At 68.5% G+C, this 24885-nt stretch carries 23 protein-coding genes, 1 tRNA gene, 1 pseudogene and 1 riboswitch; of the genes and pseudogenes, 14 read left to right on the forward strand and 11 right to left on the reverse strand.

What is annotated here, in order from left to right; translation table 11 throughout:
- Positions 1-20: 20 nt before the first annotated feature.
- Complete coding sequence (gene pstB, locus FPZ11_RS08520) at positions 21-800, forward strand: phosphate ABC transporter ATP-binding protein PstB (RefSeq protein ID WP_146320025.1); 780 nt, start codon at positions 21-23, stop codon at positions 798-800.
- A 319-nt stretch (positions 801-1119) separates the two neighbouring features.
- Positions 1120-3045 (forward strand): acyltransferase family protein, encoded by a 1926-nt coding sequence (locus tag FPZ11_RS08525; RefSeq protein WP_146320027.1) that lies wholly within the window; start codon positions 1120-1122, stop codon positions 3043-3045.
- A 17-nt stretch (positions 3046-3062) separates the two neighbouring features.
- Here FPZ11_RS08525 and FPZ11_RS08530 read toward each other — a convergent pair whose 3' ends face one another.
- The gene (locus tag FPZ11_RS08530; RefSeq protein ID WP_146320029.1) at positions 3063-3701 is read right to left on the reverse strand and encodes a DNA-directed RNA polymerase subunit beta; all 639 of its coding nucleotides are present in this window, start codon (positions 3699-3701) and stop codon (positions 3063-3065) included.
- 78 nt (positions 3702-3779) lie between these two features.
- Here FPZ11_RS08530 and FPZ11_RS08535 point away from each other — a divergent pair.
- The 4 genes from FPZ11_RS08535 to FPZ11_RS08550 all read left to right on the forward strand — a co-directional run bounded on the left by FPZ11_RS08535 (position 3780) and on the right by FPZ11_RS08550 (position 7672).
- Positions 3780-3852 (forward strand) — tRNA-Lys (locus FPZ11_RS08535).
- A gap of 275 nt (positions 3853-4127) precedes the next feature.
- Positions 4128-5345 (forward strand): LLM class flavin-dependent oxidoreductase, encoded by a 1218-nt coding sequence (locus tag FPZ11_RS08540; RefSeq protein WP_146320031.1) that lies wholly within the window; start codon positions 4128-4130, stop codon positions 5343-5345.
- A gap of 1 nt (position 5346) precedes the next feature.
- Positions 5347-6066 carry a CE1759 family FMN reductase gene (locus tag FPZ11_RS08545; protein ID WP_146320032.1) on the forward strand — a complete coding sequence of 240 codons (720 nt, stop codon included), beginning with the start codon at positions 5347-5349 and terminating at the stop codon, positions 6064-6066.
- 130 nt (positions 6067-6196) lie between these two features.
- A complete protein-coding gene (locus tag FPZ11_RS08550) occupies positions 6197-7672 on the forward strand; it encodes a GH1 family beta-glucosidase (RefSeq protein ID WP_210415990.1) in 1476 nt (491 codons plus the stop codon).
- Here FPZ11_RS08550 and FPZ11_RS08555 read toward each other — a convergent pair.
- From FPZ11_RS08555 to FPZ11_RS08570, 4 genes are all read right to left on the reverse strand, one after another.
- Positions 7641-8288 (reverse strand): acyl-CoA-like ligand-binding transcription factor, encoded by a 648-nt coding sequence (locus FPZ11_RS08555; RefSeq protein WP_146320033.1) that lies wholly within the window; start codon positions 8286-8288, stop codon positions 7641-7643. The genes FPZ11_RS08550 and FPZ11_RS08555 overlap by 32 nt on opposite strands.
- On the reverse strand, positions 8269-9846 hold the full coding sequence (locus FPZ11_RS08560) for an MFS transporter (protein WP_146320034.1): 1578 nt from the start codon (positions 9844-9846) through the stop codon (positions 8269-8271). Before FPZ11_RS08560 ends, FPZ11_RS08555 begins: the two co-directional genes overlap by 20 nt.
- Positions 9847-9918: 72 nt before the next feature.
- The gene (locus FPZ11_RS08565; protein ID WP_210415991.1) at positions 9919-10917 is read right to left on the reverse strand and encodes a zinc-binding alcohol dehydrogenase family protein; all 999 of its coding nucleotides are present in this window, start codon (positions 10915-10917) and stop codon (positions 9919-9921) included.
- A gap of 45 nt (positions 10918-10962) precedes the next feature.
- Positions 10963-11904, reverse strand: a complete 942-nt coding sequence (locus tag FPZ11_RS08570) for an aldose 1-epimerase family protein (protein WP_146320036.1) — start codon at positions 11902-11904, stop codon at positions 10963-10965.
- A gap of 115 nt (positions 11905-12019) precedes the next feature.
- Here FPZ11_RS08570 and FPZ11_RS08575 point away from each other — a divergent pair, with 115 nt between their 5' ends.
- Positions 12020-12979 (forward strand): alpha/beta fold hydrolase, encoded by a 960-nt coding sequence (locus FPZ11_RS08575; protein ID WP_146320037.1) that lies wholly within the window; start codon positions 12020-12022, stop codon positions 12977-12979.
- A gap of 335 nt (positions 12980-13314) precedes the next feature.
- The gene (locus FPZ11_RS08580) at positions 13315-13743 is read left to right on the forward strand and encodes a GNAT family N-acetyltransferase (protein ID WP_246846599.1); all 429 of its coding nucleotides are present in this window, start codon (positions 13315-13317) and stop codon (positions 13741-13743) included.
- A gap of 560 nt (positions 13744-14303) precedes the next feature.
- Here FPZ11_RS08580 and FPZ11_RS08585 read toward each other — a convergent pair.
- Positions 14304-15122, reverse strand: coding sequence for a DeoR/GlpR family DNA-binding transcription regulator (locus FPZ11_RS08585; protein ID WP_246846600.1), 819 nt, complete (start codon positions 15120-15122; stop codon positions 14304-14306).
- Between the two features lie 57 nt (positions 15123-15179).
- Here FPZ11_RS08585 and galT point away from each other — a divergent pair, with 57 nt between their 5' ends.
- The 3 genes from galT to FPZ11_RS08600 are packed head-to-tail and all read left to right on the forward strand — an operon-like array spanning position 15180 to position 18043.
- Entirely contained in the window at positions 15180-16301 is a 1122-nt protein-coding gene (gene galT / locus FPZ11_RS08590; protein ID WP_146320039.1) for a galactose-1-phosphate uridylyltransferase, read from the forward strand.
- Positions 16298-17458 carry a galactokinase gene (gene galK / locus FPZ11_RS08595; RefSeq protein WP_146320041.1) on the forward strand — a complete coding sequence of 387 codons (1161 nt, stop codon included), beginning with the start codon at positions 16298-16300 and terminating at the stop codon, positions 17456-17458. The genes galT and galK overlap by 4 nt, the downstream gene beginning before the upstream one ends.
- Positions 17459-17503: 45 nt before the next feature.
- Entirely contained in the window at positions 17504-18043 is a 540-nt protein-coding gene (locus tag FPZ11_RS08600) for a gamma carbonic anhydrase family protein (RefSeq protein WP_146320043.1), read from the forward strand.
- Between the two features lie 32 nt (positions 18044-18075).
- On the opposite strand, the gene FPZ11_RS08605 is transcribed toward FPZ11_RS08600, so the two are convergent.
- The 3 genes and pseudogenes from FPZ11_RS08605 to FPZ11_RS20425 form a co-directional block, all read right to left on the reverse strand.
- A complete protein-coding gene (locus tag FPZ11_RS08605) occupies positions 18076-18558 on the reverse strand; it encodes a YbaK/EbsC family protein (RefSeq protein ID WP_146320045.1) in 483 nt (160 codons plus the stop codon).
- On the reverse strand, positions 18555-19118 hold the full coding sequence (locus FPZ11_RS08610) for a cysteine hydrolase family protein (protein WP_146320047.1): 564 nt from the start codon (positions 19116-19118) through the stop codon (positions 18555-18557). The genes FPZ11_RS08605 and FPZ11_RS08610 overlap by 4 nt, the downstream gene beginning before the upstream one ends.
- Positions 19115-20660, reverse strand: a pseudogene (locus FPZ11_RS20425) (purine-cytosine permease family protein). Before FPZ11_RS20425 ends, FPZ11_RS08610 begins: the two are co-directional and overlap by 4 nt.
- 144 nt (positions 20661-20804) lie before the next feature.
- Here FPZ11_RS20425 and FPZ11_RS08620 point away from each other — a divergent pair.
- The 3 genes from FPZ11_RS08620 (at position 20805) to FPZ11_RS08630 (ending at position 22473) form a co-directional block, all read left to right on the forward strand.
- On the forward strand, positions 20805-21206 hold the full coding sequence (locus FPZ11_RS08620; protein ID WP_146320049.1) for a VOC family protein: 402 nt from the start codon (positions 20805-20807) through the stop codon (positions 21204-21206).
- A 6-nt stretch (positions 21207-21212) separates the two neighbouring features.
- Entirely contained in the window at positions 21213-21923 is a 711-nt protein-coding gene (locus FPZ11_RS08625) for a helix-turn-helix transcriptional regulator (RefSeq protein WP_146320051.1), read from the forward strand.
- Between the two features lie 142 nt (positions 21924-22065).
- Positions 22066-22473, forward strand: coding sequence for a VOC family protein (locus FPZ11_RS08630; protein ID WP_146320053.1), 408 nt, complete (start codon positions 22066-22068; stop codon positions 22471-22473).
- Between the two features lie 22 nt (positions 22474-22495).
- Here the strand turns inward: FPZ11_RS08630 and FPZ11_RS08635 are convergent, their stop codons facing one another.
- The gene (locus FPZ11_RS08635) at positions 22496-23371 is read right to left on the reverse strand and encodes a bifunctional methylenetetrahydrofolate dehydrogenase/methenyltetrahydrofolate cyclohydrolase (RefSeq protein WP_146320055.1); all 876 of its coding nucleotides are present in this window, start codon (positions 23369-23371) and stop codon (positions 22496-22498) included.
- Between the two features lie 2 nt (positions 23372-23373).
- Positions 23374-24699, reverse strand: a complete 1326-nt coding sequence (gene glyA / locus FPZ11_RS08640; RefSeq protein ID WP_146320057.1) for a serine hydroxymethyltransferase — start codon at positions 24697-24699, stop codon at positions 23374-23376.
- Between the two features lie 48 nt (positions 24700-24747).
- A riboswitch (ZMP/ZTP riboswitch) is annotated at positions 24748-24883 on the reverse strand.
- Between the last annotated feature and the right edge of the window lie 2 nt (positions 24884-24885).

Below are 24885 nucleotides of genomic sequence, written 5' to 3' on the forward strand. Positions count from 1 at the left end.
CGACCCGAACAGGAGCAAGCGTGTCCAAGCGCATCAACGTGAACGACCTCAACGTCTACTACAGCGAGTTCCTCGCCGTCGAAGACGTGAGCATGACGATCGAGCCGCGCACCGTCACGGCCTTCATCGGCCCGAGCGGTTGCGGCAAGTCGACCTTCTTGCGCACGCTCAACCGCATGCACGAGGTGATCCCCGGCGCCCACGTCAAGGGCGAGGTGCTGATCGACGGCGACAACCTCTACGCGCCGGGCGTCGACCCCGTGCTGGTGCGCCGCCAGGTGGGCATGGTGTTCCAGCGGGCCAATCCGTTCCCCACCATGTCCATTCGCGACAACGTGCTCGCGGGCGTCAAGCTCAACAGCCGCCGCATGTCCAAGAGCGACCAGGACGACCTCGTCGAGACGTCGCTGCAGGGCGCGAATCTCTGGAACGAGGTGAAGGATCGCCTCCACCTGCCCGGATCCGGGCTGTCCGGCGGTCAGCAGCAGCGTCTGTGCATCGCGCGGGCGATCGCGGTCTCCCCCGACATCCTTCTCATGGACGAGCCGTGCTCCGCTCTCGACCCGATCTCCACGTTGGCGATCGAAGACCTCATCGAGGAGTTGAAGAAGGAGTACACGATCGTCATCGTGACTCACAACATGCAGCAGGCCACGCGCGTCTCCGATCGCACCGCCTTCTTCAACATCGCGGGCACCGGCAGGCCGGGCAAGCTCATCGAGTACGACGACACCGCGACCATCTTCACGAAGCCATCCGTGCAGGCCACCGAGGACTACGTCTCGGGCCGATTCGGGTGATCCGCATCCGGTAAACTTGTCGGCGGCCGGGCCGCAGTAACCCCGGGCTCCATCATTCGCCGCTTCGAGCGGCCTCGCGCCGAGAGGCGTTCTGCGGCCTGGCTGTTTCTTTTGTGCGCGGGCACCCCAACCCGCGCACCGCAGTCAGGTCCGCGAATGACTGGGTTCGGCGGCGTCCACGCCGCCGCCTCGGGGAGCGGGTCACCTTTGCGCCTCCACGTCGGCGACACTGCGCCGGGTCCTTCGCATCGGGCCGGACCTTGCGGCGTCGGCAGGGCACAGCGGGGATGCATCTTCGCCTCGTTAGACTCGCACGGCCATGTCCGCGCACAGCTATTCCGAGGTCGCCCCTCTGCCGGCTCCGACGCAGGGCCGACGCCATCTGGCCGGCCTCGACGGGCTGCGCGCACTCGCCGTGCTGGCCGTGATCGCGTATCACTACGCGCCGGCCGGAATGCCCGGCGGGTTCATCGGCGTCGACGTGTTCTTCGTGATCAGCGGCTTTCTCATCACCGGTCTGCTCGTCGGCTCGATCGGCCGCAGAGAACCCATGGGCCGGTTCTGGCTGCGCCGGGCCAGGCGACTGCTTCCGGCGCTCGTCATCGTCGTACTCGTGTGCTCCACCGCCGCGCTCTTCGTGGGCGGCGACGTGCTCGCCGGCATCGGCTCGCAGATCGGCGGCGCCTTCACCTTCAGCAGCAACTGGGTATACATCGCCCTCGACCAGAGCTACTTCACCGCTGACGCCCCTCAGCTCTTCCGCAACCTCTGGTCGCTGGCCGTCGAGGAGCAGTTCTACCTGCTGTGGCCGCTGCTGGCCGTGCTGCTGCTGACGAGGATGCCCCGCCGCGGTCGCGCCATCCTGCCGATCGTGCTCGCGTTCGTCTCGGTGCTGCTCATGGTCGTGCTGTATCCGCAGGGCGGCGACCCCAGCCGCGTGTACTACGGCACCGACACCCACTTCTTCGGCCTCGCGCTCGGGGCGGCCCTCGCCCTGATGCTCGACGGCTCCGCGCGCTGGGACCCCTACGGCACCGAGAGCGGCGGCGAGCGCTTCACCCGCAGGTGGGCGCCGGCGATCGGCGTGCTGGCGCTGGCGCTGCTCGCCGTCTACGCCGTCTTCGTGCCCGACACCAGCCCTTTCAACTACGACGGCGGGCTGCTGCTGGTCTCGCTGCTCGCAGCGGCGCTCGTCTGGTCGGTGACGCGTTCCGGCTCCGTGCTCGGCCGGGTGCTCGACATGCGACCGCTGCGCGCCATCGGCGTGCGCTCCTACGGGCTCTACCTCTGGCACTGGCCGGTGTTCGTGCTCGTCACCGCCGCCTTCGCCGTCCGGACCGATGCCTCCCCGTGGACGGTCTCGCTCATCGCTCTCGCGATCAGCGCCGTCGCCACGTGGCTCTCCTACCGGTTCATCGAGACGCCGGTGCGCACCAAGGGCTTCGGGGTGCTGTCGCGGCCGTTCAGCGGTGCGTGGCGCGGAAGGCCGGCGCTGCTCGCTGCGACGGGTGCGGCATCCGTTCTGCTCGTCGTCGGGGTGGTCGGCACGTCAGCCGCCGCGATCGAGGGCACCAAGGGCACGGCGGCTCAACAGCAGATCGAGGCGGGGCAGCGGGCGATCGAGCAGGCGCGCCGCTCGCCGCCGCCTGCACCGACCGCGCCACCCAGCGGTCGGACCGGGTCGACGCCCGCCCCGTTGCCGTCGAAACCGGCACCGGCGAGTTCTCCGAGCGCGGCACCTGCCACCGTGACCCCGCCCACTCCGCGCGATGGAAGCCAGATCTCCGCGATCGGCGATTCCGTGATGCTCGCCTCGGCACCGGCGCTCGTGCAGGCGTTTCCCGGCATCGACATCGACGCGGTCGTCTCGCGGTCTCCGAGGGACGCGCCCGGCATCCTCGCGCAGAAGGCCAAGGCGGGAACGCTGCGCAGCACCGTCATCATCGGCCTGGGCACCAACGGCTACCTGGGCACCGGCACCCTCGATCGCGATCTCGCCGCGGTAGGACCCGACCGACGCATCGTGTTCGTCAACATCTACGCGGACCGGCCCTGGCTGGGCGAGGTCGACGACGATCTCGCTGCGTTCGTCACGGCGCACCCGAACACGACGGCGCTCGCGGACTGGCACGACGCGATCGCGAGCCACGTCAACCTGCTCGGTCCCGACCACATCCATCCGGGTGGCGAGGGCGGGGTACTCTATGCCTCGTGCGTGGCATCCGCGCTCGATCGCCTGCGCTGACCGACGCGACATCGGCCTCAGTCGAGCGAATCGCTGCGCCAGAGCGACGCGGCGGTGGTGAGCTCCGATGCGAACTCCGAGAATCGCAACGCTCGTATCGTGAGCACACTGGCCCGCTCGGGTTCGGTGGGCTCCGCGTCGTCGGCGAGGCTCGTGCACCCCACAGCGCTCACTCGGCAGAAGGCCGCCGCGCGTTCGAGCGCCACGGCGAAGTCGCCCTCGAAGACGCCGCGCAGAATTCGGTCGGCCAGTTCGATGATCTCGCTCGGCCCGGTGGGCGTCTCTGCGCCGGCCACCACGGAGTCGATGGACTGCAGCGTCTCGCTGCCGCGTTGGAACTGCAGGCTCGTGGCGTGCGGATCCTCGCGGATGGCGAGTCTGAGCAGGTAGATGCGCCACAAGGCGCCGGGCAGGCTGAACGCGCCGGCCCTCGACCAGAGTTCGGCGATCGCGTCGATGCCGTTGTCGTCGGTGTAGGACACGAGCCTCGACACGATCTCGGGATCGGGATGCCTGCGCACGCGCTCGAGCAGCGCCGCTGCGGTCTCGTGCGCGATGCGGCTCGTCTCGGCGGGATCGTCTCCGCCGTGCAGATTGTCGAACTTCGCACCGGTGAACTTGGTGGGCCGATGGAACGGGCGGTGCTCGTCTGTCACCCCGCCATGATTCCGTATTCGCCCCGCAGCCGCAGGGTGGGCGGGCGCGGAGCAAAGGACCGGTAGATTGGTGGTCGCGCCCCTCTAGCTCAGTTGGTAGAGCATCGGACTTTTAATCCGCGGGTCGCCGGTTCGAGCCCGGCGGGGGGCACCTTGGCCGAGCCGCTGTCTCGCCCTGGCAGCCGGCGCACTCCGCTTCTGGGCGCCCGGTGATCTGTGTCTTCAGGGTGTCGCAATTCACGCAATTGGCGCATATCCGAACACGATTCTTCTATGGCCGCCACCACGCCGCCGCCCAGCTGCTGGGCCTGGCGGGTTGCACCACGATGCGGGAATGATTGTGACGGGACCCGTGTTCGATATCTATGCAAACGCATACAACAGTCGATCGGTCGGACCGACCGGCGCACCTGGAGGGTTGACCCCATGCAGTTCGGCATCTTCTCGGTCAGCGACATCACTCGCGACCCCGTCACCGGCATCACCCCGAGCGAAGCCGAGCGCATCGAGGCGGTCGTGCAGATGGCCGTCAAGGCCGAGGAGGTGGGTCTCGACGTCTTCGCCATCGGCGAGCACCACAACCCGCCGTTCTTCTCCTCCTCCCCCACCACGCTGCTCTCGCACATCGCCGCACTGACGAAGCGACTGGTGGTGACCACCTCAACGACACTGATCACGACGAACGACCCCGTGCGCATCGCCGAGGAGTACGCGATGCTGCAGCACCTGTCCAAGGGCCGCATGGACCTCATGCTGGGACGGGGCAACACCGCGCCGGTGTACCCGTGGTTCGGCCAGGACATCCGCCAGGGCCTGCCGCTCGCGCTCGAGCACTACAACCTGCTGCACAGGCTGTGGCGCGAAGACGTCGTCGACTGGGAGGGCCACTTCCGTACGCCGCTGCAGGGCTTCACGTCGACCCCGCGTCCCCTCGACGACGTGCCGCCGTTCGTCTGGCACGGCTCCATTCGCACCCCGGAGATCGCCGAGCAGGCTGCCTACTACGGCGACGGCTTCTTCGCGAACCACATCTTCTGGCCGCCGGAGCACACGCAGCGCATGGTCGAGTTCTACCGTCAGCGCTTCGAGCACTACGGCCACGGCACCGCCAAGCAGGCGATCGTCGGGCTCGGCGGTCAGACCTACATCGCGAAGACCTCGCAAGATGCCCGAGCCGAGTTCCGCCCTTACTTCGACGAGGCGCCCGTGTACGGCAACGGCCCCAGCATGGAGCAGTTCACCGAGATGACGCCGCTCACGGTCGGCAGCCCGCAGGAGGTCATCGACAAGACGCTCGGCTTCCGCGACTACGTCGGCGACTACCAGCGCCAGCTGTTCCTCGTGGACCACGCCGGACTTCCGATCGAGAAGGTGCTCGAGCAGATCGAGCTGCTCGGCAGTGAGGTCGTGCCCGTGCTGCGTCGCGAGTTCGAGTCGCTGCGCGACCCGGAGGTTCCGGATGCCCCGACCCACGCGAGCCTCGTGAAGGCCAAGTACGGCGACGCCGAGCCTCGGCAGCCCCGCCCGAACGCCAACCGCGGTGACAACGTGACAGGCGGCTCGCCGTACCAGGACACGGACGACGTCGAGACCTCCACCGAGGACGCGCCCTACGCCGGCGAGACGTTCGGTGAGGACGAGTGACATGACGACGCCCGAGACTCCCCGCACGTTCCGCCTCGCGGTCGTGAACGCGGGCATCAGCGATCCTTCGTCCACGAAACTGCTCGGCGACCGCATCGCCCAATCGGTGCGCGAGACGGCTGAGAGCAGAGGACACCGGGTGCAGATCACCACGATCGACCTGCGCGAGGTGCTGCCCGAGTTGTCGGGGGCACTGGCATCCGGTCTGCTGGGGCCGCGGTTCACCGCCGCCGTCGACGCGCTGCGCGACGCGGACGGCGTGATCGCGTCGACACCCGTGTACAAGGCCGGCCCGAGCGGGCTGTTCAGCTCGTTCTTCCAGGTGCTCGACAACGATCTGTTGATCGCGAAGCCGGTGGCGCTTGCTGCCACCGCGGGCACCGCCAGGCACGCGCTCGTCGTGGACGAGCAGCTGCGGTCGCTGTTCGCCTACCTTCGCGCGTTGAGCGTTCCGACGTCGGTCTTCGCCTCGACGGAGGACTGGCAGGACAAGGCGCTGGGCTCGCGGGTGGACCGCGCCGCGTTCGAGCTGCTGCTGCTCATGGAGAGCGGGTTCGAGAAGGACGTGCGGGGCGACAGCTGGCGCCGGTATCAGCACGAGTACGGCAGCGCGGGCGGCACCGAGCTGGCGATCGACCTCGACAGCGATCTCATGCGGCTCGCGACCGGCGGATCACTCAAACCGACGAACTCCGCGATCGAGGGCATCGACGAGGGCTGAAGCCCCGCGGCCGACACGCTGCCGAGTCGAGGTAGGAAAAAGGGCAGCGCCCGGCGACGTCGAGTGGCTAGTATAGGCGGCATCCCTCGATGAGAGAGCGCTCTCACACATTCACGGACGAAGGCGACTCGTGACTGGTTCGGAATCATCGTTCACCCGCAGGCAGCTGTTCGGAGCGGCCGGAGCCGTGGCACTGGGCGGTCTCACGGCGACGACGCTCGCCGGGTGCACCGCGCCCGTCGCACCGACGGCATCCACCTGGACCCCGCCCGCCACGCCGATGCGTTTTCCCAAGGGCTACGTGTGGGGCGCCGCGACCAGCGCCTACCAGATCGAGGGCGCGTGGAATGTGGACGGCAAGGGCCCCTCCATCTGGGACACGTTCTCGCAGGCGGGCCTCGGGCACATCGCCGACGGCTCGACCGGCGATGTCGCCGCCGATCACTATCACCGCTGGGAGGGCGACTTCGATCTGCTGAAGACGCTCGGCGTCGGCGCCTATCGGTTCTCGCTGTCGTGGCCGCGCATCCAGCCGACGGGCGCGGGCGCCGTCAACCAGAAGGGCCTCGACTTCTACAAGCAGCTGCTCGACGGGCTAGCCGAGCGCGACATCCGACCGGCCGTCACACTGTTCCACTGGGACCTGCCGCAGGCGCTGCAGGATGCCGGCGGCTGGCCGAGCCGCGACACCGCGAACCGCTTCGCCGACTATGCAGACATCGTGTTCGGGGCGTTCGGCGACATCGATGCGGAGTGGCTCACGCTCAACGAGCCGAAGACGCTCGCCTTCAACGGCTACTGGTACGGCAGCCACGCGCCCGGCATCATGGACCCGAATGCGGCGGCCGCGGCCGTGCATCATCAGCTGCTGGCCCACGGTCTCACCGTACAGGCGTTCGGCGCCCACAACGTGAAGGGACGCATCGGGCCGGTGCTCAACCTCACGCCGGTGACGCCGACCGATCCTGCGGCCAAGGATCAGACCGAGAACGTCGACGCCGTGCAGAACCGGCTCTTCCTCGACCCGGTGCTCAAGGGCAGCTACCCCACGAACGCCATCGGCACCGAGAACGGTCAGCTCCCCGCCGATCCCGACCAGTTCGCCGCGCTCGTGCGCGACGGCGACCTGGCAACGATCTCCTCCCCCATCGGGATGCTCGGCGTCAACTACTACGGAGTGGCGGGCGTCGACCTCAACGGCACGATGGTGAAGATTCACAAGACCTCGAGCGCAACCTGGCAGCAGATCTGGGCACCCGGTCTGTACACGCTGCTCACGCGCATCAAGCGGGATTACAAGAAGGTGCCGATCATCATCACCGAGAACGGCATTCCCGACGACCCGATGCAGAACGGGCTGAACGACAGCGCACGCATCGACTACCTGCGCAGCCACTTCCAGCAGGCGGCCCGCGCGATCGAGGCAGGCGTGCCGCTCGAGGGCCATTACGTGTGGGCACTGATCGACAACTTCGAGTGGGCTGAGGGCTATACGGAGCGCTTCGGGCTGGTGAACGTGAACTTCGACACCCAGAAGCGCTCGCCGAAGAAGAGCTTCGACTGGTACCGCGGCGTCATCGCGAAGAACGCGGTGGCGCCGAAGTAGCGCCCGCAACCTCCAGGTCGAGCCCGTTCTCGAGGTACGAGAAGGATCGATCGATGAGCTCGGCCATGTCGCCATCGGGGTCGTCGGTGAGTTGCGCGAGCACCGCGAACATGCAGCCGATGATCGCGCCGGCAACGGTCCTCACCTCATAGTCGTCTGCCGACCTTCCGACCCGATCGGCGATGGCCGAGGTCAACAGGAGCATCGCCTGCGAGAGCTGATCCAGCAGTGCTCCACGCAGAACGGGAACGCCGACCACGAGGGCGAGCCGCTCACGCTGTTCCTCGCGCTGCTCGTCCGTCAGACCGGACATGGCCTCTCGCAGAGCGGCCCGCATCGCCGCGACCGGGCCGGTTCCTGGCGGCTGCGCCTCGAACGCCGCGATGATCGCCGGATCGAAGTCGTCGAAGAGCACGACCGATTCCTTCGTCGGAAAGTAGCGGAAGAACGTGCTCTCCGACACCTCGGCGGCGTCGATGATCTGGTCGATGGTCGTGGCGTCGTAGCCCTGCTCGGTGAACAGCCTCAGCGCGTGCGACTGGATGGACGCTCGCGTTCGCGCCTTCTTGCGCTCGCGAAGACCCGGTCTCGGCACGTCATCGGTTCGATTCGGCATGCGTGGCACCTCGCTTCGTCGTTGTCGCGGACGGCGTTCCTGTTTCGGCCGGCCTCGGTCCTGGAAGGATCACCACTGCCATGATGGCCCCGACCGCGGCGATGGCTGCTGAGACGAGCAGCGAAACGGTCATGCCGTGCGTGAACGCTGTGCGCACGGCGTTCGCGAGCTCGGAAGAGTGCAGCCGTGCCGCCAGCGTCACACCGGCGTAGACGCTGGATTTCACCTCTGCCACCACGCTCTGATGGGCGGCCAGCACGGGCAGCTCGCTCAGCGAACGCATGAGCTGCGCCGAATATGCGGCGGCCACGATGCTGCCGAGGATGGCCGTTCCCAGTGGCGCGCTCGTCTTCTGCAGCGCCTGCACGACTCCGGAACCGACACCGCTGCGCTCGGCCGTGAGCTGCGACACGGCGGCCGACATCGCTGCAGTCAGGGCCAGCCCCGCCCCGGCGCAGACGATCCCCATCCAGATCGCGATGTACACCTCGCCGGTCGATCCGACGGTGAAGGAACCGAGCACGGAGCCGATCGCGATGACGACGAAGCCGATCGTCACCGTCGCCTTGAAGCCGATCGCCGAGCTGATCCGGCCCGCAGGCAGCGCCCCGACCAGCATGCCGCCCACGAAGGGAAGCAGTCGCAGCCCTGACACGAAGACGTCGACGCCCTGGACCGCCTGGAAGAACTGCGGCATCACGAAGAGCATCCCGACCATCCCCATGCCCGCCACGCCGGCGAGGATCGCCCCGCCCGCGAACGCCCTGGACCGGAACAGCCGGGTGTCGACGAGCGGGGATCCCCCTCTGCGCGTCAACGCGATCTCCCAGAACACGAACCCGGCCAGCACCGCAGCCCCGATCGCGAGACAGGCGAGTGCCGCGGCATCCGACCAGCCGTTCTGGCCGGCCTCGATGATGCCATAGGTGAACACGACGAGACCGGCGACCGAGGAGAGCATGCCCACCACGTCGATCCCCGGACGCTCGGTCGCACGCGACTCCGGGATGAGCAGGGCGACCGCGAGCATCCCGACGGCGACGACGGGAACGTTGAGCAAGAAGACCCAGCCCCACCAGAGGTTGGCGAGCATCCATCCGCCGACGATCGGCCCGAGCGGAAGAGACAGGAAATTCGCCGCGGCGAAGACCCCGACGGCCTTCGGCCTCGTCGCCTCATCGAAGAACACGGTGACGGCCGTGAGCGCCATGACGGCGATACCCGCGCCGGCGAGTCCCATCAGCAGTCGGGCGATCAGGAACTCCTCCGGCGACGTCGAGTACGCGCAGAGCGCGGAGCCCACTCCGAACACGAGAAGAGACACCAGGAGAACCTTCTTGCGGCCGAAGCGGTCGCCCAGAAGGCCGACGGGGAGAACGGCGGCCGCGAGCATGAGCAGATAGCCGGAGGAGAACCACTCCAACTGGGACTCCGAGGCATGAAGCGCCCCCGCGAGCGTCGGCAACGCGATCGAGAGCACGGTTCCGTCGATACCCACGGCGAGCACACTCAAGCTGACCGCGGCGAGCGCCAGCCACCTGCGTCGTTCCACAAACATGACAGTAACCTCCTTTTAGAGGGTACCCCCTTTGTGGAGGTAACTGTCACAATTGCGGGAAACCGTTGCCGTTCAGCGCTCGACGACCACCTTGCCGACGGTGCGGCCCGATTCCACGAGCCGATGCGCTTCACGGAAGGCGGCGGCATCCCACCCCCGCAGCGTGGTCTGCAGCGTGGTCGTGATGCGTCCGGCGTCGACGAGGTCGGCGACGGCATCCAGCAGCTCGTGCTGCTTCACCATGTCGGGCGTGCGCTGCACTGGCCTGGTGAACATGAACTCCCAGTGCCAGCTGAGGCTCTTGGGCTTGAACGTGTCGAGATCGATCTGCTGCGCGTTGTCGATGGCGACCACGCCACCGAACGGCTTCAGCAGGCGCGCGAAGTCTTCGCTGCGACCGGCGCTGTGCGCGGAGAAGATCCAGTCGACGCCGTCGGGCTCCGCCGCCAGCGTGTCGCCCACCAGGTCGCCATGGTGGTTCGCCACGGCGGAGGCGCCCAGCGATCGCACCCACTGCGCGTTCTCGGGGTTGGATGCCGTCGCCACCGTGCGCACGCCGGGCAGCAGCTCGCGCACGAGCTGCAGCAGGATGGAGCCGACGCCTCCCGTGGCGCCGACGACGAGCAGCGCGCCCTCGCTCGAGGCGTCCAGGCGCAGCTTGTCGAACAGCGACTCCCACGCCGTGATGGTCGTCAGCGGCAACGCGGCGGCCTCGGCGAAGCCGAGCGAGGAGGGCTTGCGGCCCACGATGCGCTCGTCGACGAGCTGCAGGTCGGCATCCGACCCCTGCCGGTCGAGCTGACCGGCCCACCAGACTTCGTCGCCGGGCCGGAACAGCGTGACCGCGGAGCCGATGGCACGCACCACGCCGGCACCGTCGAACCCGAGCACGCGCGGCGCAGCGAGCGCGGGGCTCGACGCACGCTGCTTGACGTCGACGGGATTCACGGATGCCGCGCGCACCTCGATCAGCAGATCGTGCGGCGCAGGCACGGGGTCGGGCAGTTCCACATCGACGAGGCTGCGCTCGTCGTCGACGGGCAGTCCCTCTGTCAGTGCGATCGCGTGCATCGGCATCCCTTCTGCGTCAGCTCTCGTGCATCGGGCTTCTCGGCGTCAGACCAGGCGCGGCTCGATGCCCCACGCGGTCTTCATGGTCTCCCCCGTCGCCAGCCACGACAGGCCTTGCGATGAGTTGAGCGCGTCGGCCGGCGCCGTCATCGGCTCGATCGCCACGGCGACCTCGCCGGCAGGCAACGTCGCGAACGATCGGTGGGTGAACGCCTGCACGTAGCCGTATGACGTGTCGGCCCAGAGCACAACGGAGCGTCCGTCGGGCGCCGTCAACGAGTGCTCGGCGCGACCGCCGCGATGCATCACACCGCCGAAGCCGTCGTCGAGCTGCAGGTCGCCCACCCTGCGACCGTTGCGCAGGTCGAACTCCGTGCCGTGCACGGGATGCTCGCCCACCACGTTCATGCGCTCGTCCACCTCGAAGTGCGTGGTCGCCTCGAGCTGCAGCACGAGGTCTTCTGTGGGCACGCCGCCGATCTTGAGGTAGGGATGCGCGCCGATCGCGACCGGGGCATCCTTGGCTCCCGCGTTGGTCACCGTGTGCTCCACCATGAGCCCGTCAGCGGTGAGGGTGTACCGCACGCTCGTGTCGAGCAGAAACGGATATCCCGGCTGCGGATAGACGGTGGCCGACAGCGTCACCGAGTTCTTCGTGCGCATCACGAGAAGGTAGGGCGTGTAGCGCAGCAGACCGTGGATAGCGTTGCCGCGCGCCGGCTCCGTGACCGCCAGCTTCTGCTCGCTCACCGACCCCGACTCGTCGCGCCACCACCAGGTGGCGTTCGCCACCCGGTTCGGCCAGGGCACGAGCACGATGCCGCACCCGGAGGGCGTGGCCAGCGATTCGTCGTAGGGCTCCGTGACGTCGATGCCGCCGACCGAGTACGAGCGGATGCCCGCGGCCAGCTGCGTGATCGTCACGCGCGCCTGACCCGCCGGGGTGTCGCAGGCGAGCTCGTACTGGTCTCCCGTTGGTGCGCGCATGGCACCAGCCTAGGGTGCCTGGAACGCGCCGATCGTGCGCCCGACCCGACCCGGCAGGTGGCGGTCGTGGGCTCCGATCCGAGGGCCGCGGCTGTGCCGGTGGGAGACTGTCGCCATGACCATGGGGCGTCCCGTGCGGTGCGCAGCGCTCGTCATCGCGGTCGCGGCGCTCACGGTGCTGGACGGCTGCACCGCCGCGTCGCCGTACCCGGGTGCGTCCGGTCGACCGCACGCCACCTCGGGTCCCGACGTCTCCCGACTCGTCGACATCGGCGACGGGCGAATGCTGTATCTCGAGTGCCGGGGATCGGCGGCGCGCGCCGGCACCCCAACGGTCGTGCTGCTGTCGGGCACCGGCGGCGCCGCGGACGAGTGGATGAGCGTGGCCGACGACGCGAGCCCTCAGACGCCCGCGACATCCAGCCCGCTGTCCGTGTTCGACACGCTCGCCCGCACCGAGCACGTGTGCGCCTACGATCGCCCGGGGACGATCTCGTCGGCCGGCGCACCGTCACCCTCAACCATCGTGCACCAGCCGACGACGGCGCAGGACGGCGTCGATGACCTGCATGCGCTGTTGGCCGCTGCGCACCAGCCCGGGCCTTACGTCGTGGTCGGCGCGTCGTGGGGCGGACTGATCGCCCAGCTGTACGCGCGCGAGCACCCGGAGCAGACGAGGGGCATCGTGCTCGTCGACTCCGCGTCGGCGTACCTGAAGCAAACGCTCACACCGACCCAGTGGTCGAGGTGGATGTCTGTCATTGCGAACGCGCACACGAACCCCGACCTCGAGTCACCCGACTACGACAGCAGCCTGACCGAGCTCGCCGCCGCTCCCGTCCTGCCGCGCATCCCAGCGACCGTGCTCTCCTCCGACCAGGAGTGGGACCTCGGTGTGACGCCCGGCCGGTCGACGTGGCCCGCGTGGCTCGCGGCCCAGGATCGACTCGAGCGCTCGCTCGGCGCGACGCACATCGGCAAGACCGACAGCGGACACGGCATCGCGGTCGAACGACCGGCCCTCGTCGCGCGGGCGATCGAGGCGATCGTGCGGAAGACGCTGACCACGCGGTGATACACGAGAGTTCGCGGCGGCAACGAGGTCTTCGCACCAAGGTCAACTCTGGTGCTGGAGCGGCGCTTCTTCCGCCGTGTGTGGGCCAAGTGGGGTCCCGGCGGCGTAGACCAAGCAATCATCACGAGTTGGTTCGGCATCGCTCGGATCATCCGGAGCCTGAACGCGGCGGGCTATAGCGTCCGCTGGCTCACTCTTTGGATTCCAAACAGTCGTCAACCACATCACTTGTGGATCGGTCGGCGTGCGTCCTCACGATGTCCGACCGCCTGCGAGCTAACGTGCCCGATATGGAACGGATAGTCATTCGAAAGGCCAGAGCTGAGGAGCATGAAGTGATCTCGGCCCTGGCGCTGCGTTCAAAGGGACATTGGGGCTACTCGGCGGATTTCCTGGAGGCGTGCCGAGCCGAGCTGACCTATGACGCCGAAGAGTGCGAGTCCGGCCGCATGTGGGTTGCCGAATTCGAAGGCGCTGACATAGTCGGCTTCACTCTGATAACAGGCGCGCCACCCACCGGCGAGCTGGCTGCCCTCTTCGTCGACCCGCTTGCAATCGGCACCGGGTGCGGCAAGATGCTGCTCCAGCATGCTCTGAGCCAGGCAACCTCACGCGGATATGCGCGACTGACGCTTGACGCCGATCCGGGTGCGGAACCGTTCTACCTGCACTTTGGCGCAACCAGAACCGGATCGAGCCCCAGCGCATCAATCCCAGGGCGGCTGCTTCCTCAACTGACCTTCTCGCTGCCCTCACCCAGCTGAACCGCAAACACAGCCCGATGGACGATCTGCTTGTACAACGCGTCTCGCCGCCCCTGTCTCTTCGTCCTGGTTGCCTCGTCAACATACGATCGTGACTGGATGAGCAGACGTTTGCATCGACAGCGGAGCCGCATCGTGGGGTGCGCGGTCCCTCTGCTCGTGCTCGGCGTCGACCTGCTGAAGTCTCTTGATCCGTACCACGTCATGACCGGGCATCTGACCGGCCGACAGCGCGATTCAGCAACCCGAGTCAGGTGCGGGCTGGCACTGATGTGGACCTCGTCCTCGAGTCCGCCCAGGGAACGGCACTGGGAAATCCAGGCATGGTCGCTTAGCGCTACGGCAAGCCCGACACCGACCGGATAGAGATGCTTCCCAGCCCTGACGTCTCGCACCCTAACGTCGTGTACGGTGACGGATCCGGCTGCGGGCGAGTAACGCTCGTCTGGTGGGTGATCGCTTGCGGATATGGCCGGTGAAGGCTCAGTGTGAGGTCACCATCAATGCTGCGGCGGTGAGGATCAGTAGGCCGGCGACGGCGCCGGCGAGCGACGCACCCCCTACGCGTCGACCGTGACGACCCTGTCGTGCGTGCGGCGCAGCTCTCGCAGCGCCGCCGTGTCGGCGGAGGCGCCGAGGAACACCGTCTCGAACTCCAGCAGATCGCCGATGCGACCGAGGTGCACCTGCCCAGCCTTCGATCCGTCGGCCACCACCACAGCACGCGTTGAGGCGAGCACCATCTCGCGCTTCAGCTCGGCCTCGGGCAGGTTGATGTTCGTGATGCCGGCGCGGGCGTCCACGCCGTTGCAGCCGATGAAGGCGAGGTCGGCGTGCACGTGGGTGAACATCGCGGCGGCCAGCGGCGCGACGAGTGAGTGCTGCAGGGGACGCAGGGTTCCGCCCGTGACGAGCACCTGGAACCGCGGAATGGCGTTCTCCAGCTCGAAGGCCGTGGTCAGGCCGTTCGTGATCACCGTGACGTCGTGCAGCTCATCGCGGCGCACGAGCTCGCGCGCCACGGCCAGGCACGTGCTGCCCACGTCGACGATGACGCTCATGCCCGGCTCGACGAGGGCGGCCGCCGCTCGCGCGATCGCCCATTTCTCCTCGGCCGAGCTCTCCAGCGCTTCTTCGAACGAAAGCTCGTGCGTCGCTCCCGTCACTCTCGGCATCGCTCCGCCGTGCACACGACGGATGCCCTGGGTGCCCTCGAGCACGGTGAGGTCGCCGCGCACGGTGACATCGGAGACACCGAACGTCTCGCTCAGCTCGCCGACGCGCACGAATCCGCGCTCGCCGATGAGGCTGAGCATGCGCTGCCGCCTGATGGTCGCGGGAGCGCCGGCGTCGGGAACGGAGTCGGGCGCGTCAGGCACAGGCTCAACTTACGTTTTCTTTTGTTTTGTTGTCAATCCGTAAGCTAGAGTCACTGCGTGGGCACCATCACGAAACGCGAACACCGCCTCGCCGACGGCCGCGAACTCTTCTATTTCGACGATGCGGACACCACGCTGTCGCCGGAGCGCGCACCCGACCTGCGCACGCTCACTCCCCGCCCGGAGACCGCCACCATGCGGCAGGACCCGCTCACCGGCGAGTGGATCTCGATCGCCACGGCGCGACAGAACCGCGTCGTGCTCCCGCCCACCGAGCTCGACCCGCTCGCCCCCCAGTCGCCTGGCAACCCGTCGGAGATCCCGAGCGACTACGACGTGGCCGTGTTCGAGAACCGGTCGCCGTCGTTCGGCCCGCTGCTGACCGACGAGGATGCCCCGCACAGCCTCGCCGACCTGTCCGAGATCGGCATCGGTCGTGTGCGCACCTCCATCGGCCGGTGCGAGGTCGTCTGCTTCAGCCCCGAGCACACCGGCGCGTTCGGCAGCATCTCGGCGTCTCGTGCCCGCACGGTGATCGAGGCGTGGGCTGACCGCACGGCGGCGCTGTCGGCGATCGACGGCATCCAGCAGGTCTTCCCCTTCGAGAACCGCGGCGAGGCGATCGGGGTGACGCTGGGGCATCCGCACGGGCAGATCTACGCCTACCCCTACATCACGCCGCGCACACAGCGGCTGCTCGCCTCGGTCGAGGCCTACGGGTCGAGACTGTTCGGCGACATCCTCGACTTCGAGCGGGCGGGCGAGAGGATGCTCATCGCAGGCACCCGCTGGAGCGCCTACGTGCCCTTCGCGGCGAGGTGGCCCCTCGAGGTGCACCTGATGCCGCACAGGCAGGTCCCCGACTTCGCGCACACCACCGACGACGAGCGCGCGGAGCTCGCGACCCTGTACCTGCGGCTGCTGCGCGGCGTCGACGCCCTCTACGACACGCCCACCCCCTACATCGCGGCATGGCATCAGGCTCCGGTGAACCTGCATCGCGACGACGTTCGGCTGCACCTGCAGCTCACCTCGCCGAGGCGTGCGGCCGACAAGCTCAAGTTCCTCGCCGGCAGCGAGGCCGCCATGGGAGCATGGGTCGGCGACATCCCGCCGGAGACCCAGGCTGCAGCCCTGCGCGAGGCGATCGCACGAGCCGACGAGGAGAATCCCGTATGACCGACCGCTCCGCCGCACTGCGCGCCCGCTTCACGGAACTGTTCGGACACGCACCGCAGGGCGTCTGGTCGGCACCGGGCCGCGTGAATCTGATCGGCGAGCACACCGACTACAACGACGGCTTCGTGTTCCCGTTCGCGATCGACCGCCGCACCGTCGGCGCGCTGGCGCTGCGCGAGGATCGACGCATCCGCCTGGCGTCGTCGTTCACCGACCACATCGTCGAGACATCGATCGCCGACCTCGGGCCGGGCGCCGAGCACGGCTGGCAGAACTATCCGCTCGGCGTCGCCTGGGCGCTCGGCCTGCTGGGAGCCGACCTCGACGCGGTTCCCGGTTTCGACCTCTTTCTCGACTCCGATGTTCCGGTCGGCGCGGGACTCTCCTCGTCGGCCGCCATCGAGTCCGCGGTCGCGGTCGCCCTGAATGACGTGTGGCGGCTCGACCTCGACCGCAAGACACTCGTGAAGGCCGGGCACCTCGCCGAGAACGAGGTGGTCGGCGCCCCGACGGGCATCCTCGACCAGTCCGCGTCGCTGCTCGGCCAGGCCGACGCCGGCATCTTCATCGACTGCCGAAGCCTCGAGACCGACGTGATCCCGCTCGGGTTCGACGAGGCCGGGCTCGAGGTGCTGGTGATGGACACGAAGGTGCATCACGAGCATGCGACGGGCGGGTACGCGGCGAGGCGGGCATCCTGCGAGGCCGGCGCCAAAGCGCTCGGCGTCGAGTCGCTGCGCGAGGTGTCGGTGGCAGACCTGCCGAAGGCGCGCGACGTGCTCGACGGCGAGACGTTCCGCCGTGTGCGGCACGTGGTCACCGAGAACCAGCGTGTGCTCGACACCGTGCGCACGCTGCGCGAGCAGGGCCCGCGCGCCATCGGCGACCTGATGGATGCCTCGCACCGCTCCCTGCGCGACGACTTCGAGGTCTCCGTGCCGCAGCTCGACCTCGCGGTGGAGATCTCGCAGAACTACGGCGCCATCGGGGCGCGGATGACCGGCGGCGGCTTCGGCGGTTCGGCCATCGCCCTGGTGCCGCACGAGCTCGTGTCCCAGGTGGAGGCCGCGGTCGATGCGGCGTTCGCCGAGCACGGCTACGCGCAGCCCGACCTGTTCGGTGTGGTGCCGTCGGCGGGCGCCTCCCGCGACGAGTAGCCCCGCACTCGCTCAGCGAACAGCATGCGCTCTAGCCTGGAGGGCATGACAGCTCATCCCGATGCCCGTCTCACCGCACTCGCCGACCGCGCCTTCCCCGAGGTGGCGACCTTCGCCTGGGCTGCGCCCGGCGCTCAGCTGATCGGCGCTGTGACGCTGCACGATCAGGCGAGCGTCTGGTACAACGCGGTGCTGCGCGCCGACAACGAGCCGATCGTCGTCGGCGAGCGATCGAACATCCAGGACAACTGCTCGTGCCACGTCGACAACGGCTTTCCGCTCACCCTCGGCAGCGGCGTCTCGGTCGGACACAACGCCGTGCTGCACGGCTGCACGATCGAAGACGACGTGCTCATCGGCATGCACGCGACGGTGATGAACGGGGCCGTGATCGGGACGGGCTCGCTCGTCGCCGCGGGAGCGCTGGTGACGGCGGGCACCGTCGTGCCGCCTCGTTCCCTGGTGGCCGGAGTGCCGGCCAAGGTGCGACGCGAGCTGAGCGACGACGAGGTGGCGGGCATCCGTCGCAACGCCGAGGTGTACCTCGAGCATCTCGAGCTGCACCGCGGCGGCACCCAGCTCTGAGCCGCCCTCCGGGCGAGTTCCGGTCGCAGCCGTTACGCCGGCTCGACCTCGACCTCGGTGCCGCCGGTCAGCTCGACGAGCTGCTGATACGTGAGCGGGAAGACCGTGTGCGGATGCCCCGCGGCGGCCCAGATCTCCGGAAACTCCCGCAGCGCCGTGTCGACCCACGTGCGCAGCGGTGCGGGGTGGCCGGTCGGCGCGACGCCGCCTATCACCTGTCCCGTCGCCGCCCGCACGGTCTCGGCGGATGCCCGTCGGAGCTTTCCGCCCAGCAGCTCGCTCAGATGGGCGGTGTCGACTCGGTGCCCGCCCGACGTCATGACGAGCACGGGCTCGTCATCGAGCGTGAAGACGAGCGAGTTCGCGATGGCGCCGACCTCGATGCCGAGCGCGGCGGCCGCGGCCGCCGCCGTCGGCGTCGCCTCGTCGAGCCAACGCACCTCGCCGGTGATGCCGTGCGAGCGCAACTGCCGTTCGACCGCCTGCACGGCGGCGTGAGAGGTGTCGATCGTCATCGATCCAGCGTAGCGAGCACCGCGTCGACGTCGGTCAACTCGATGAGCGGTGCGTAGAGGGCCATCGCGTCGAGCGCGCGGGCGTGGTCGGCGTCGGTGGCGCCCGCGCAGGCATCCGTTGCGATGCGCACGTGCACCCCGGCGTCGGCAGCGGGCAGCGCTGTCGAGATGACACAGCAGTCGGTGGAGACGCCGGCGAGCACGAGCTCACGCGAGCCTGCGGTCGCCGCCTCGAGCACCGGGCCCCACTTGCCGAACGTCGTCTCGGTGACGAGGCGATGCGTGGCATCCGGCTGATCGACGAGGTCGTACAGCGACGAATCGCCCGGCACCAGCGCCCACGGCCACTGCTCGTAGTACGCGACCCACGCTCCGGAGGGCCGTACAGGAGCCTCGAACCTCGTGTGCACGACCCGGTCGCCGAAGGCGGGCATCAGCCGCCGGATGCCCGCCCGCGCCTCCTCGAATCGCGGCGTGTACCAGCCGCTCTCGGGATCGCCGAACACGGTCTGCATATCGATCACGACGAGCCACGGCGCGGAGCGCGGCGCACCGGTCATGCTGAGGCCTCCGGCTGCTGGGCGGCGTCTTCCGCCGGGAACGGCGCCTCGCTCGGCTCGACGCCGTCGTCCTGCATCGCCTCCTGTCTGCGCACCCTGCCGCGACCGAAGAGGACGACACCGAGGTAGCCGACGACGAGGGCGACCAGCACACCGAGGTTGGCGCCGCCCCAGATACCCGTGCGCCCGCCGAGTCCGAACGGTGCGAGCAGGTAGCCCTGCCAGTTGAGCCAGTCGAGGCCATAGGGGTTGATGACGAGTCCCCAGCCCAATGCCGTGCCGATCACCAGGAGCGCGATCGCGAGCCAGTTCCAGCTGCCGTTGCGCCCCTGCGCATTGAAGAGGTCGCGATCGGAGTAGTTCTTGCGCCGCAGCGTCATGTCGGCGAGGAACACCCCGCACCAGGCCGCGATCGGCACGCCGAGCGTGATGAGGAAGCCCTGGAACGGACCGATGAAGTCGGTGGCGAAGAACACGATGTAGATCGCGCCGGCGATCATGATGACGCCGTCGATCAGCGCGGCGACCGGACGAGAGATGCGCGCCCCGGCGCTGAGCAGCGCGATTCCCGACGAGTAGATGTCGAGCACGGCACCCCCGATGAGGCCCAGCACCGCGACGATGAAGAACGGCACGAGGAACCAGACGGGGAGGATCGTGGTGAGGGCGCCGATGGGATCGCTGCCGATGGCATTCGACAGGCCCTTCGACGACCCGGCGAGCATGAGGCCGAACACCACGAGGATGACGGGGGGCCAGCGAGGCTCCGAACGTCGTCCAGCCGACGACACCGCCGCTCGACGAACGTCGCGGAAGGTAGCGCGAGTAGTCGGCGGCGGCCTGCACCCAGCCGAGGCCGAACCCGGTCATCATGAACACGAAGCCGCCGATGAGCTGCGGCAGGTCGCCGTTCGGGACGGCCGCGATCTTCGCGAAGTCGATGTGGTTCCAGACGAGTCCGATGTACACGACCGTGAGCACAGCCGTGGCGATGGTGATGATCACCTGGAGGCGCATGATCACGTGGAAGCCGAACACGCCGCCGCCGATCACGAGCGCCACGACGACGACGAGCGTGATCACCTGCGTGACCGTTCCTCCCCCGCCGCCGAGCTCCTTGAAGACCGTTGTGGTGGCGAGCACGGCGAGCGCGACGAGCACGGTCTCCCACCCGACCGTGAGCAGCCAGGAGATGATCGACGGCACCGTGTTGCCGCGCACCCCGAACGCCGCGCGGCTGAGCGTGAGCGTCGGTGCGGAGCCGCGCTTGCCCGCCAGCGAGATGAAGCCGCAGAACAGGAACGACACGACGATGCCGAGGATGCCCACGATCGTCGCCTGCCAGAACGAGATGCCGAAACCGAGCAGGAACGATCCGTAGCTGACGCCAAGCACGGAGACGTTCGCCGCGAACCACGGCCAGAACAGTCCGCGTGGAGTGCCCCGACGTTCGGACTCGTCGATCGAGTTGAGCGCGTTGAGCTCGATGGTCAGCGCAGTGGGACGCGGCGCCTCTGCGCGATCGTCGTCGATGGTGGTCATGGAACGCTCCAGGGTGCGTGACCGGTGTGGTCGAACGGGATTGCAGCGGATGCCAGGAATGTAGCGCACGGGGACGTCACGCGACAGAGCCGCCTGGACCTGCGTCCGCCGCGAATGTCGCGGGTATGCGGCACGATCATCTGCATGGAGCTTCAACTGGCCATGGTGCTGCTCGAGGTGCGCGACCTGGATGCCTCGATCGCCTTCTATCGTCGCCTCGGTCTCGACATCCCCGACCCGGCCGGCGAGCGTCCGATCGTCATCCACCGCATGGGCAGCGGCGTCAGCCTGCTGATCACGACGCAGTTCGCCTCGGCGTACGACCCCGCCTTCGAGCGCCCAGCAGGCGGGTATCAGCAACTGCTCGAGTTCTACGTCGGCGAAGACGCGCTGGTCGATGCGAAGTGGACCGACCTCACCAGTGCTGGATACCACGGACGTCTGGCGCCGACGCAGACCGCGGGTCCGTACGCGGCCATGGTCGACGATCCGGACGGCAACGTGATCCTGCTCACCTCCGACGAGGCGGCGGCGCCGGGCGACTGACGACGCATGAACCGCACCGACCGCCTCTACGCGCTCGTCGCCGAGCTTCGCGCCGTCTCTCCCCGTCCCCGCAGCGCGACTTGGCTCGCTCGACGGTTCGAGGTGAGCGTGCGCACGATCGAACGCGATCTCTCCGCGCTCCAGCAATCCGGCGAGCCGATCTGGGCAGAGCCCGGCCGCACCGGCGGGTATTGCATCGATCGGGACCGCACCCTACCGCCGGTGAACTTCACGCCGTCCGAAGCCGTCGCGATCGCCGTCGCCCTGCGGTCATCGGCGGGCTCTCCGTTCGCGCAGGCGGGCAACACCGCCCTGCGCAAGCTGGTCTCGGCCATGCGCGACGCCGACACCGCGCAGGCGGACGAGCTGGCATCCCGAGTGCACTTCGTCGGAACGCCCGGTGCCGCTGCGGGGCCGGGCGACGCCGTCCCTCCCGCCATCGTCGAGGCCGTCACGTCTCGACGGGTGCTGCGGCTGGCCTATCGCGACGGCTCCGGCAACCGCACACGACGCGAGGTGGAGCCCGTCGGGTACGTCGGGGCGACGAGCGGCTGGTACCTGCTCGCGTGGTGCAGACTGCGCGAGGGCATCCGCGCCTTCCGGTTCGATCGCATCGAACACGTCACGCCGACGGCGCAGCTGTCACCGCCTCGCCGCGTGACCGCCGAGGAGATCCAGGTGCCGGAGGGCGACCTCCGCACGCTCGCGCTGTTCTGAATTCACGGCAGCGCGGTCTCATCCCGCCGACCGCACGGGCCCCGACGACATCGTTCCGAAACACCGACAGGGGGTTGTCGCCGCGGCGCGAAATCCTGGGGTCACACCAGATGCCGGACGCCGGCATCGAGAAAGGACCCCCATGAATCTCGTCTCCGTGCGCCTCATCACCGACGATGTCGATCGTCTCGTCGCCTTCTACGAGTCGGTCACCGGATTGAGCGCGGATCGGCCGGCACCCGTCTTCGCGGAACTCCGCACCCCGAACGGAACCATCGCGATCGGTCACAGCTCGACCGCCGAGCTCTTCGGACCTGGCTCCGTGCGGGCGGCGGAGAACCGCAGCGCGATCGTCGAGTTGCTCGTCGACGACGTCGACGCCGCCTTCGACTCGGTGCGGACGCGTGGCGTCGAGGTCGTGCAGGAGCCCACGACGATGCCGTGGGGCAACAGGTCGTTGCTGCTGCGCGACCCCGACGGAACGCTCGTGAACCTCTTCGCCCCTGTCACGCAGCAGGCGATCGAGAAGTTCGCGGCGTTCCGCCGGTAGCGCGGCGCGGGCCGCGGAGTCGCTACGCGCGCTCCGCGGCCTCCACCACGTTCGTCATGAGCAGAGCGACGGTCATGGGGCCGACGCCTCCTGGGTTGGGCGAGAGCCAGCCCGCGACATCCTCGACTCCCGGCGCGACATCGCCGAAGACCTTGGACTTGCCGGTCTCCGGAATGTCCTCCCGGGTCACGCCGACATCGAGCACGGCCGCGCCGGGCTTGACGTCTTCGGGACGCACCAGGTGCTTGACTCCCGCGGCGGCGACGATCACGTCGGCCTCGCGCAGGTACTTCGGCAGATCGACGGTGCCGGTGTGCGTGAGCGTGACCGTCGCGTTGATCGACCGCCGTGTCAGCAGCAGACCGATCGAGCGGCCGATGGTCACGCCGCGACCGACGACGACCACGTGCTTGCCCTTGAGGTCGTAGTCGTTGCGTGTGAGCAGCTCGATCACGGCTCGCGGCGTGCACGGCAGCGGCGTCTCGATCGGCGCGTTCACGTTGAGCACGAGCCGCCCGAGGTTGGTCGGGTGCAGGCCGTCGGCATCCTTCGCCGGATCGATACGCTCGAGCACGGCGTCGGTGTCGAGGTGCTTCGGCAGCGGCAGCTGCACGATGTAGCCGTGGCAGGCGGGATCGGCGTTGAGCCTGTCGATCGTCGCCTCGACCTCGTCTTGCGTGGCATCCGCCGGCAGCTCGACCTGGATCGAGTTCATGCCGATGGCCTCGGACTGCCTGTGCTTCATGCCCACGTAGAGCTGCGACGCCGGGTCTGCACCGACGAGCACCGTGGCGATACCGGGGGTGATCCCTCGCTGCTTCAACGCGACGACGCGCTCGGTCAGTTCCTGCTTGATGGCGGCGGCGGTCGCCTTGCCATCGAGCCTGATGGCGGTCATCGTCAATTCTCGATCGACGACGCGAGCTCGACGCTCTCGACCGGGAAGCCCGACGGGCCGAGCCCCGGGTAGAGCGGGAAGGCATCCGTCAGCTTCTTGACGCGTGCGCGCAGCGCAGGGATGTCGGCGTCCGGCTTCAGGGCGAGCGCGATCACGTCGGCCACCTCGGTGAACTCCTCGTCGCCGAAGCCACGCGTCGCGAGTGCCGGCGTGCCGATGCGCAGGCCGGAGGTGACCATCGGCGGGCGCGGGTCGAACGGCACCGCGTTCTTGTTCACGGTGATGCCGACCTCGTGCAGACGGTCCTCCGCCTCCTTGCCGGTGAACTGCGAGGTGCGCAGGTCGACGAGCACGAGGTGCACGTCGGTGCCGCCGGTGAGCACGTCGACGCCGACCTCCTTGGCGTCGGATGCCGTGAGCCGCTCGGCGAGGATCTGCGCGCCGCGGATGGTGCGCTCCTGACGGTCGCGGAACTCGTCGGTCGCCGCGAGCTTGAACGCCGTCGCCTTCGCGGCGATGACGTGCATGAGCGGGCCGCCCTGCTGGCCGGGGAACACGTTGGAGTTGATCTTCTTCGCGATGTCGGCGTCGTTGGTGAGGATGAAGCCGGAGCGCGGGCCGCCGATCGTCTTGTGCACCGTGGAGCTCGTGACGTGCGCGTACGGCACGGGGGACGGGTGCAGGCCGGCGGCGACGAGACCCGCGAAGTGCGCCATGTCCACCCACAGGGTGGCCCCCACCTCGTCGGCGATCGCGCGGAATGCGGCGAAGTCGAGGTGGCGCGGGTAGGCGGACCAGCCGGCGATGATCACCTTCGGCTTGTGCTCCAGCGCCTTCTCGCGCACCACGTCCATGTCGACGCGGAACGTCTCGGGGTCGAGGCCGTACGAGACGACGTTGTAGAGCTTGCCGGAGAAGTTGAGCTTCATGCCGTGCGTGAGGTGGCCGCCGTGCGCGAGCTCGAGGCCGAGGATGGTGTCGCCCGGCTGCGCGATCGCGCTCAGCACGGCGGCATTGGCGGACGCGCCGGAGTGCGGCTGCACGTTCGCGAACTGCGCGCCGAACAGCGACTTGGCACGCTCGATGGCGAGGTTCTCGGCGATGTCGACGAACTCGCATCCGCCGTAGTAGCGACGGCCGGGGTAGCCCTCCGCGTACTTGTTGGTGAGCACGGAGCCCTGCGACTCGAGCACCGCGCGCGGAACGAAGTTCTCGCTCGCGATCATCTCGAGGTAGTCGCGCTGGCGGCCGAGCTCGAGGTTCAGCACCTCGGCGATCTCGGGGTCGACCTCGCTCAGCGGGGCGTTGAAGGTGGGGGAAACGGTCATGCTCGGCTCCTCGTGATCAGGCGGGCGGATGTATGCACGGAACGTGTTCGCGTCGGCCCAGGCGCGCGGCCGAATCCGCCCTCGATAATCTCGAAAAGCTGTCCGTCGCTCCCCGATGGTGAACCATCCGCGACGGATTCCGGATGCCCGAAGTCACGCCGATACGCCAGTTGCGACGCGCTCCAG

This window comes from Humibacter ginsenosidimutans, assembly GCF_007859675.1.
GTDB classification, from domain to species: Bacteria; Actinomycetota; Actinomycetes; order Actinomycetales; family Microbacteriaceae; genus Humibacter; species Humibacter ginsenosidimutans.

Bases quoted from the DNA above. Each gene is read 5' to 3' on its own strand.
- FPZ11_RS08525 (WP_146320027.1), top strand. From the start codon at position 1,120: ATGTCCGCGCACAGCTATTCCGAGGTCGCCCCTCTGCCGGCTCCGACG.
- FPZ11_RS08540 (WP_146320031.1), top strand. From the start codon at position 4,128: ATGCAGTTCGGCATCTTCTCGGTCAGCGACATCACTCGCGACCCCGTC.
- FPZ11_RS08545 (WP_146320032.1), top strand. From the start codon at position 5,347: ATGACGACGCCCGAGACTCCCCGCACGTTCCGCCTCGCGGTCGTGAAC.
- FPZ11_RS08555 (WP_146320033.1), bottom strand. From the start codon at position 8,288: ATGCCGAATCGAACCGATGACGTGCCGAGACCGGGTCTTCGCGAGCGC.
- FPZ11_RS08560 (WP_146320034.1), bottom strand. From the start codon at position 9,846: ATGTTTGTGGAACGACGCAGGTGGCTGGCGCTCGCCGCGGTCAGCTTG.
- FPZ11_RS08565 (WP_210415991.1), bottom strand. From the start codon at position 10,917: ATGCACGCGATCGCACTGACAGAGGGACTGCCCGTCGACGACGAGCGC.
- FPZ11_RS08570 (WP_146320036.1), bottom strand. From the start codon at position 11,904: ATGCGCGCACCAACGGGAGACCAGTACGAGCTCGCCTGCGACACCCCG.
- FPZ11_RS08575 (WP_146320037.1), top strand. From the start codon at position 12,020: ATGACCATGGGGCGTCCCGTGCGGTGCGCAGCGCTCGTCATCGCGGTC.
- galK (WP_146320041.1), top strand. From the start codon at position 16,298: ATGACCGACCGCTCCGCCGCACTGCGCGCCCGCTTCACGGAACTGTTC.
- FPZ11_RS08600 (WP_146320043.1), top strand. From the start codon at position 17,504: ATGACAGCTCATCCCGATGCCCGTCTCACCGCACTCGCCGACCGCGCC.
- FPZ11_RS08605 (WP_146320045.1), bottom strand. From the start codon at position 18,558: ATGACGATCGACACCTCTCACGCCGCCGTGCAGGCGGTCGAACGGCAG.
- FPZ11_RS08610 (WP_146320047.1), bottom strand. From the start codon at position 19,118: ATGACCGGTGCGCCGCGCTCCGCGCCGTGGCTCGTCGTGATCGATATG.
- FPZ11_RS08620 (WP_146320049.1), top strand. From the start codon at position 20,805: ATGGAGCTTCAACTGGCCATGGTGCTGCTCGAGGTGCGCGACCTGGAT.
- FPZ11_RS08625 (WP_146320051.1), top strand. From the start codon at position 21,213: ATGAACCGCACCGACCGCCTCTACGCGCTCGTCGCCGAGCTTCGCGCC.
- FPZ11_RS08630 (WP_146320053.1), top strand. From the start codon at position 22,066: ATGAATCTCGTCTCCGTGCGCCTCATCACCGACGATGTCGATCGTCTC.
- FPZ11_RS08635 (WP_146320055.1), bottom strand. From the start codon at position 23,371: ATGACCGCCATCAGGCTCGATGGCAAGGCGACCGCCGCCGCCATCAAG.
- glyA (WP_146320057.1), bottom strand. From the start codon at position 24,699: ATGACCGTTTCCCCCACCTTCAACGCCCCGCTGAGCGAGGTCGACCCC.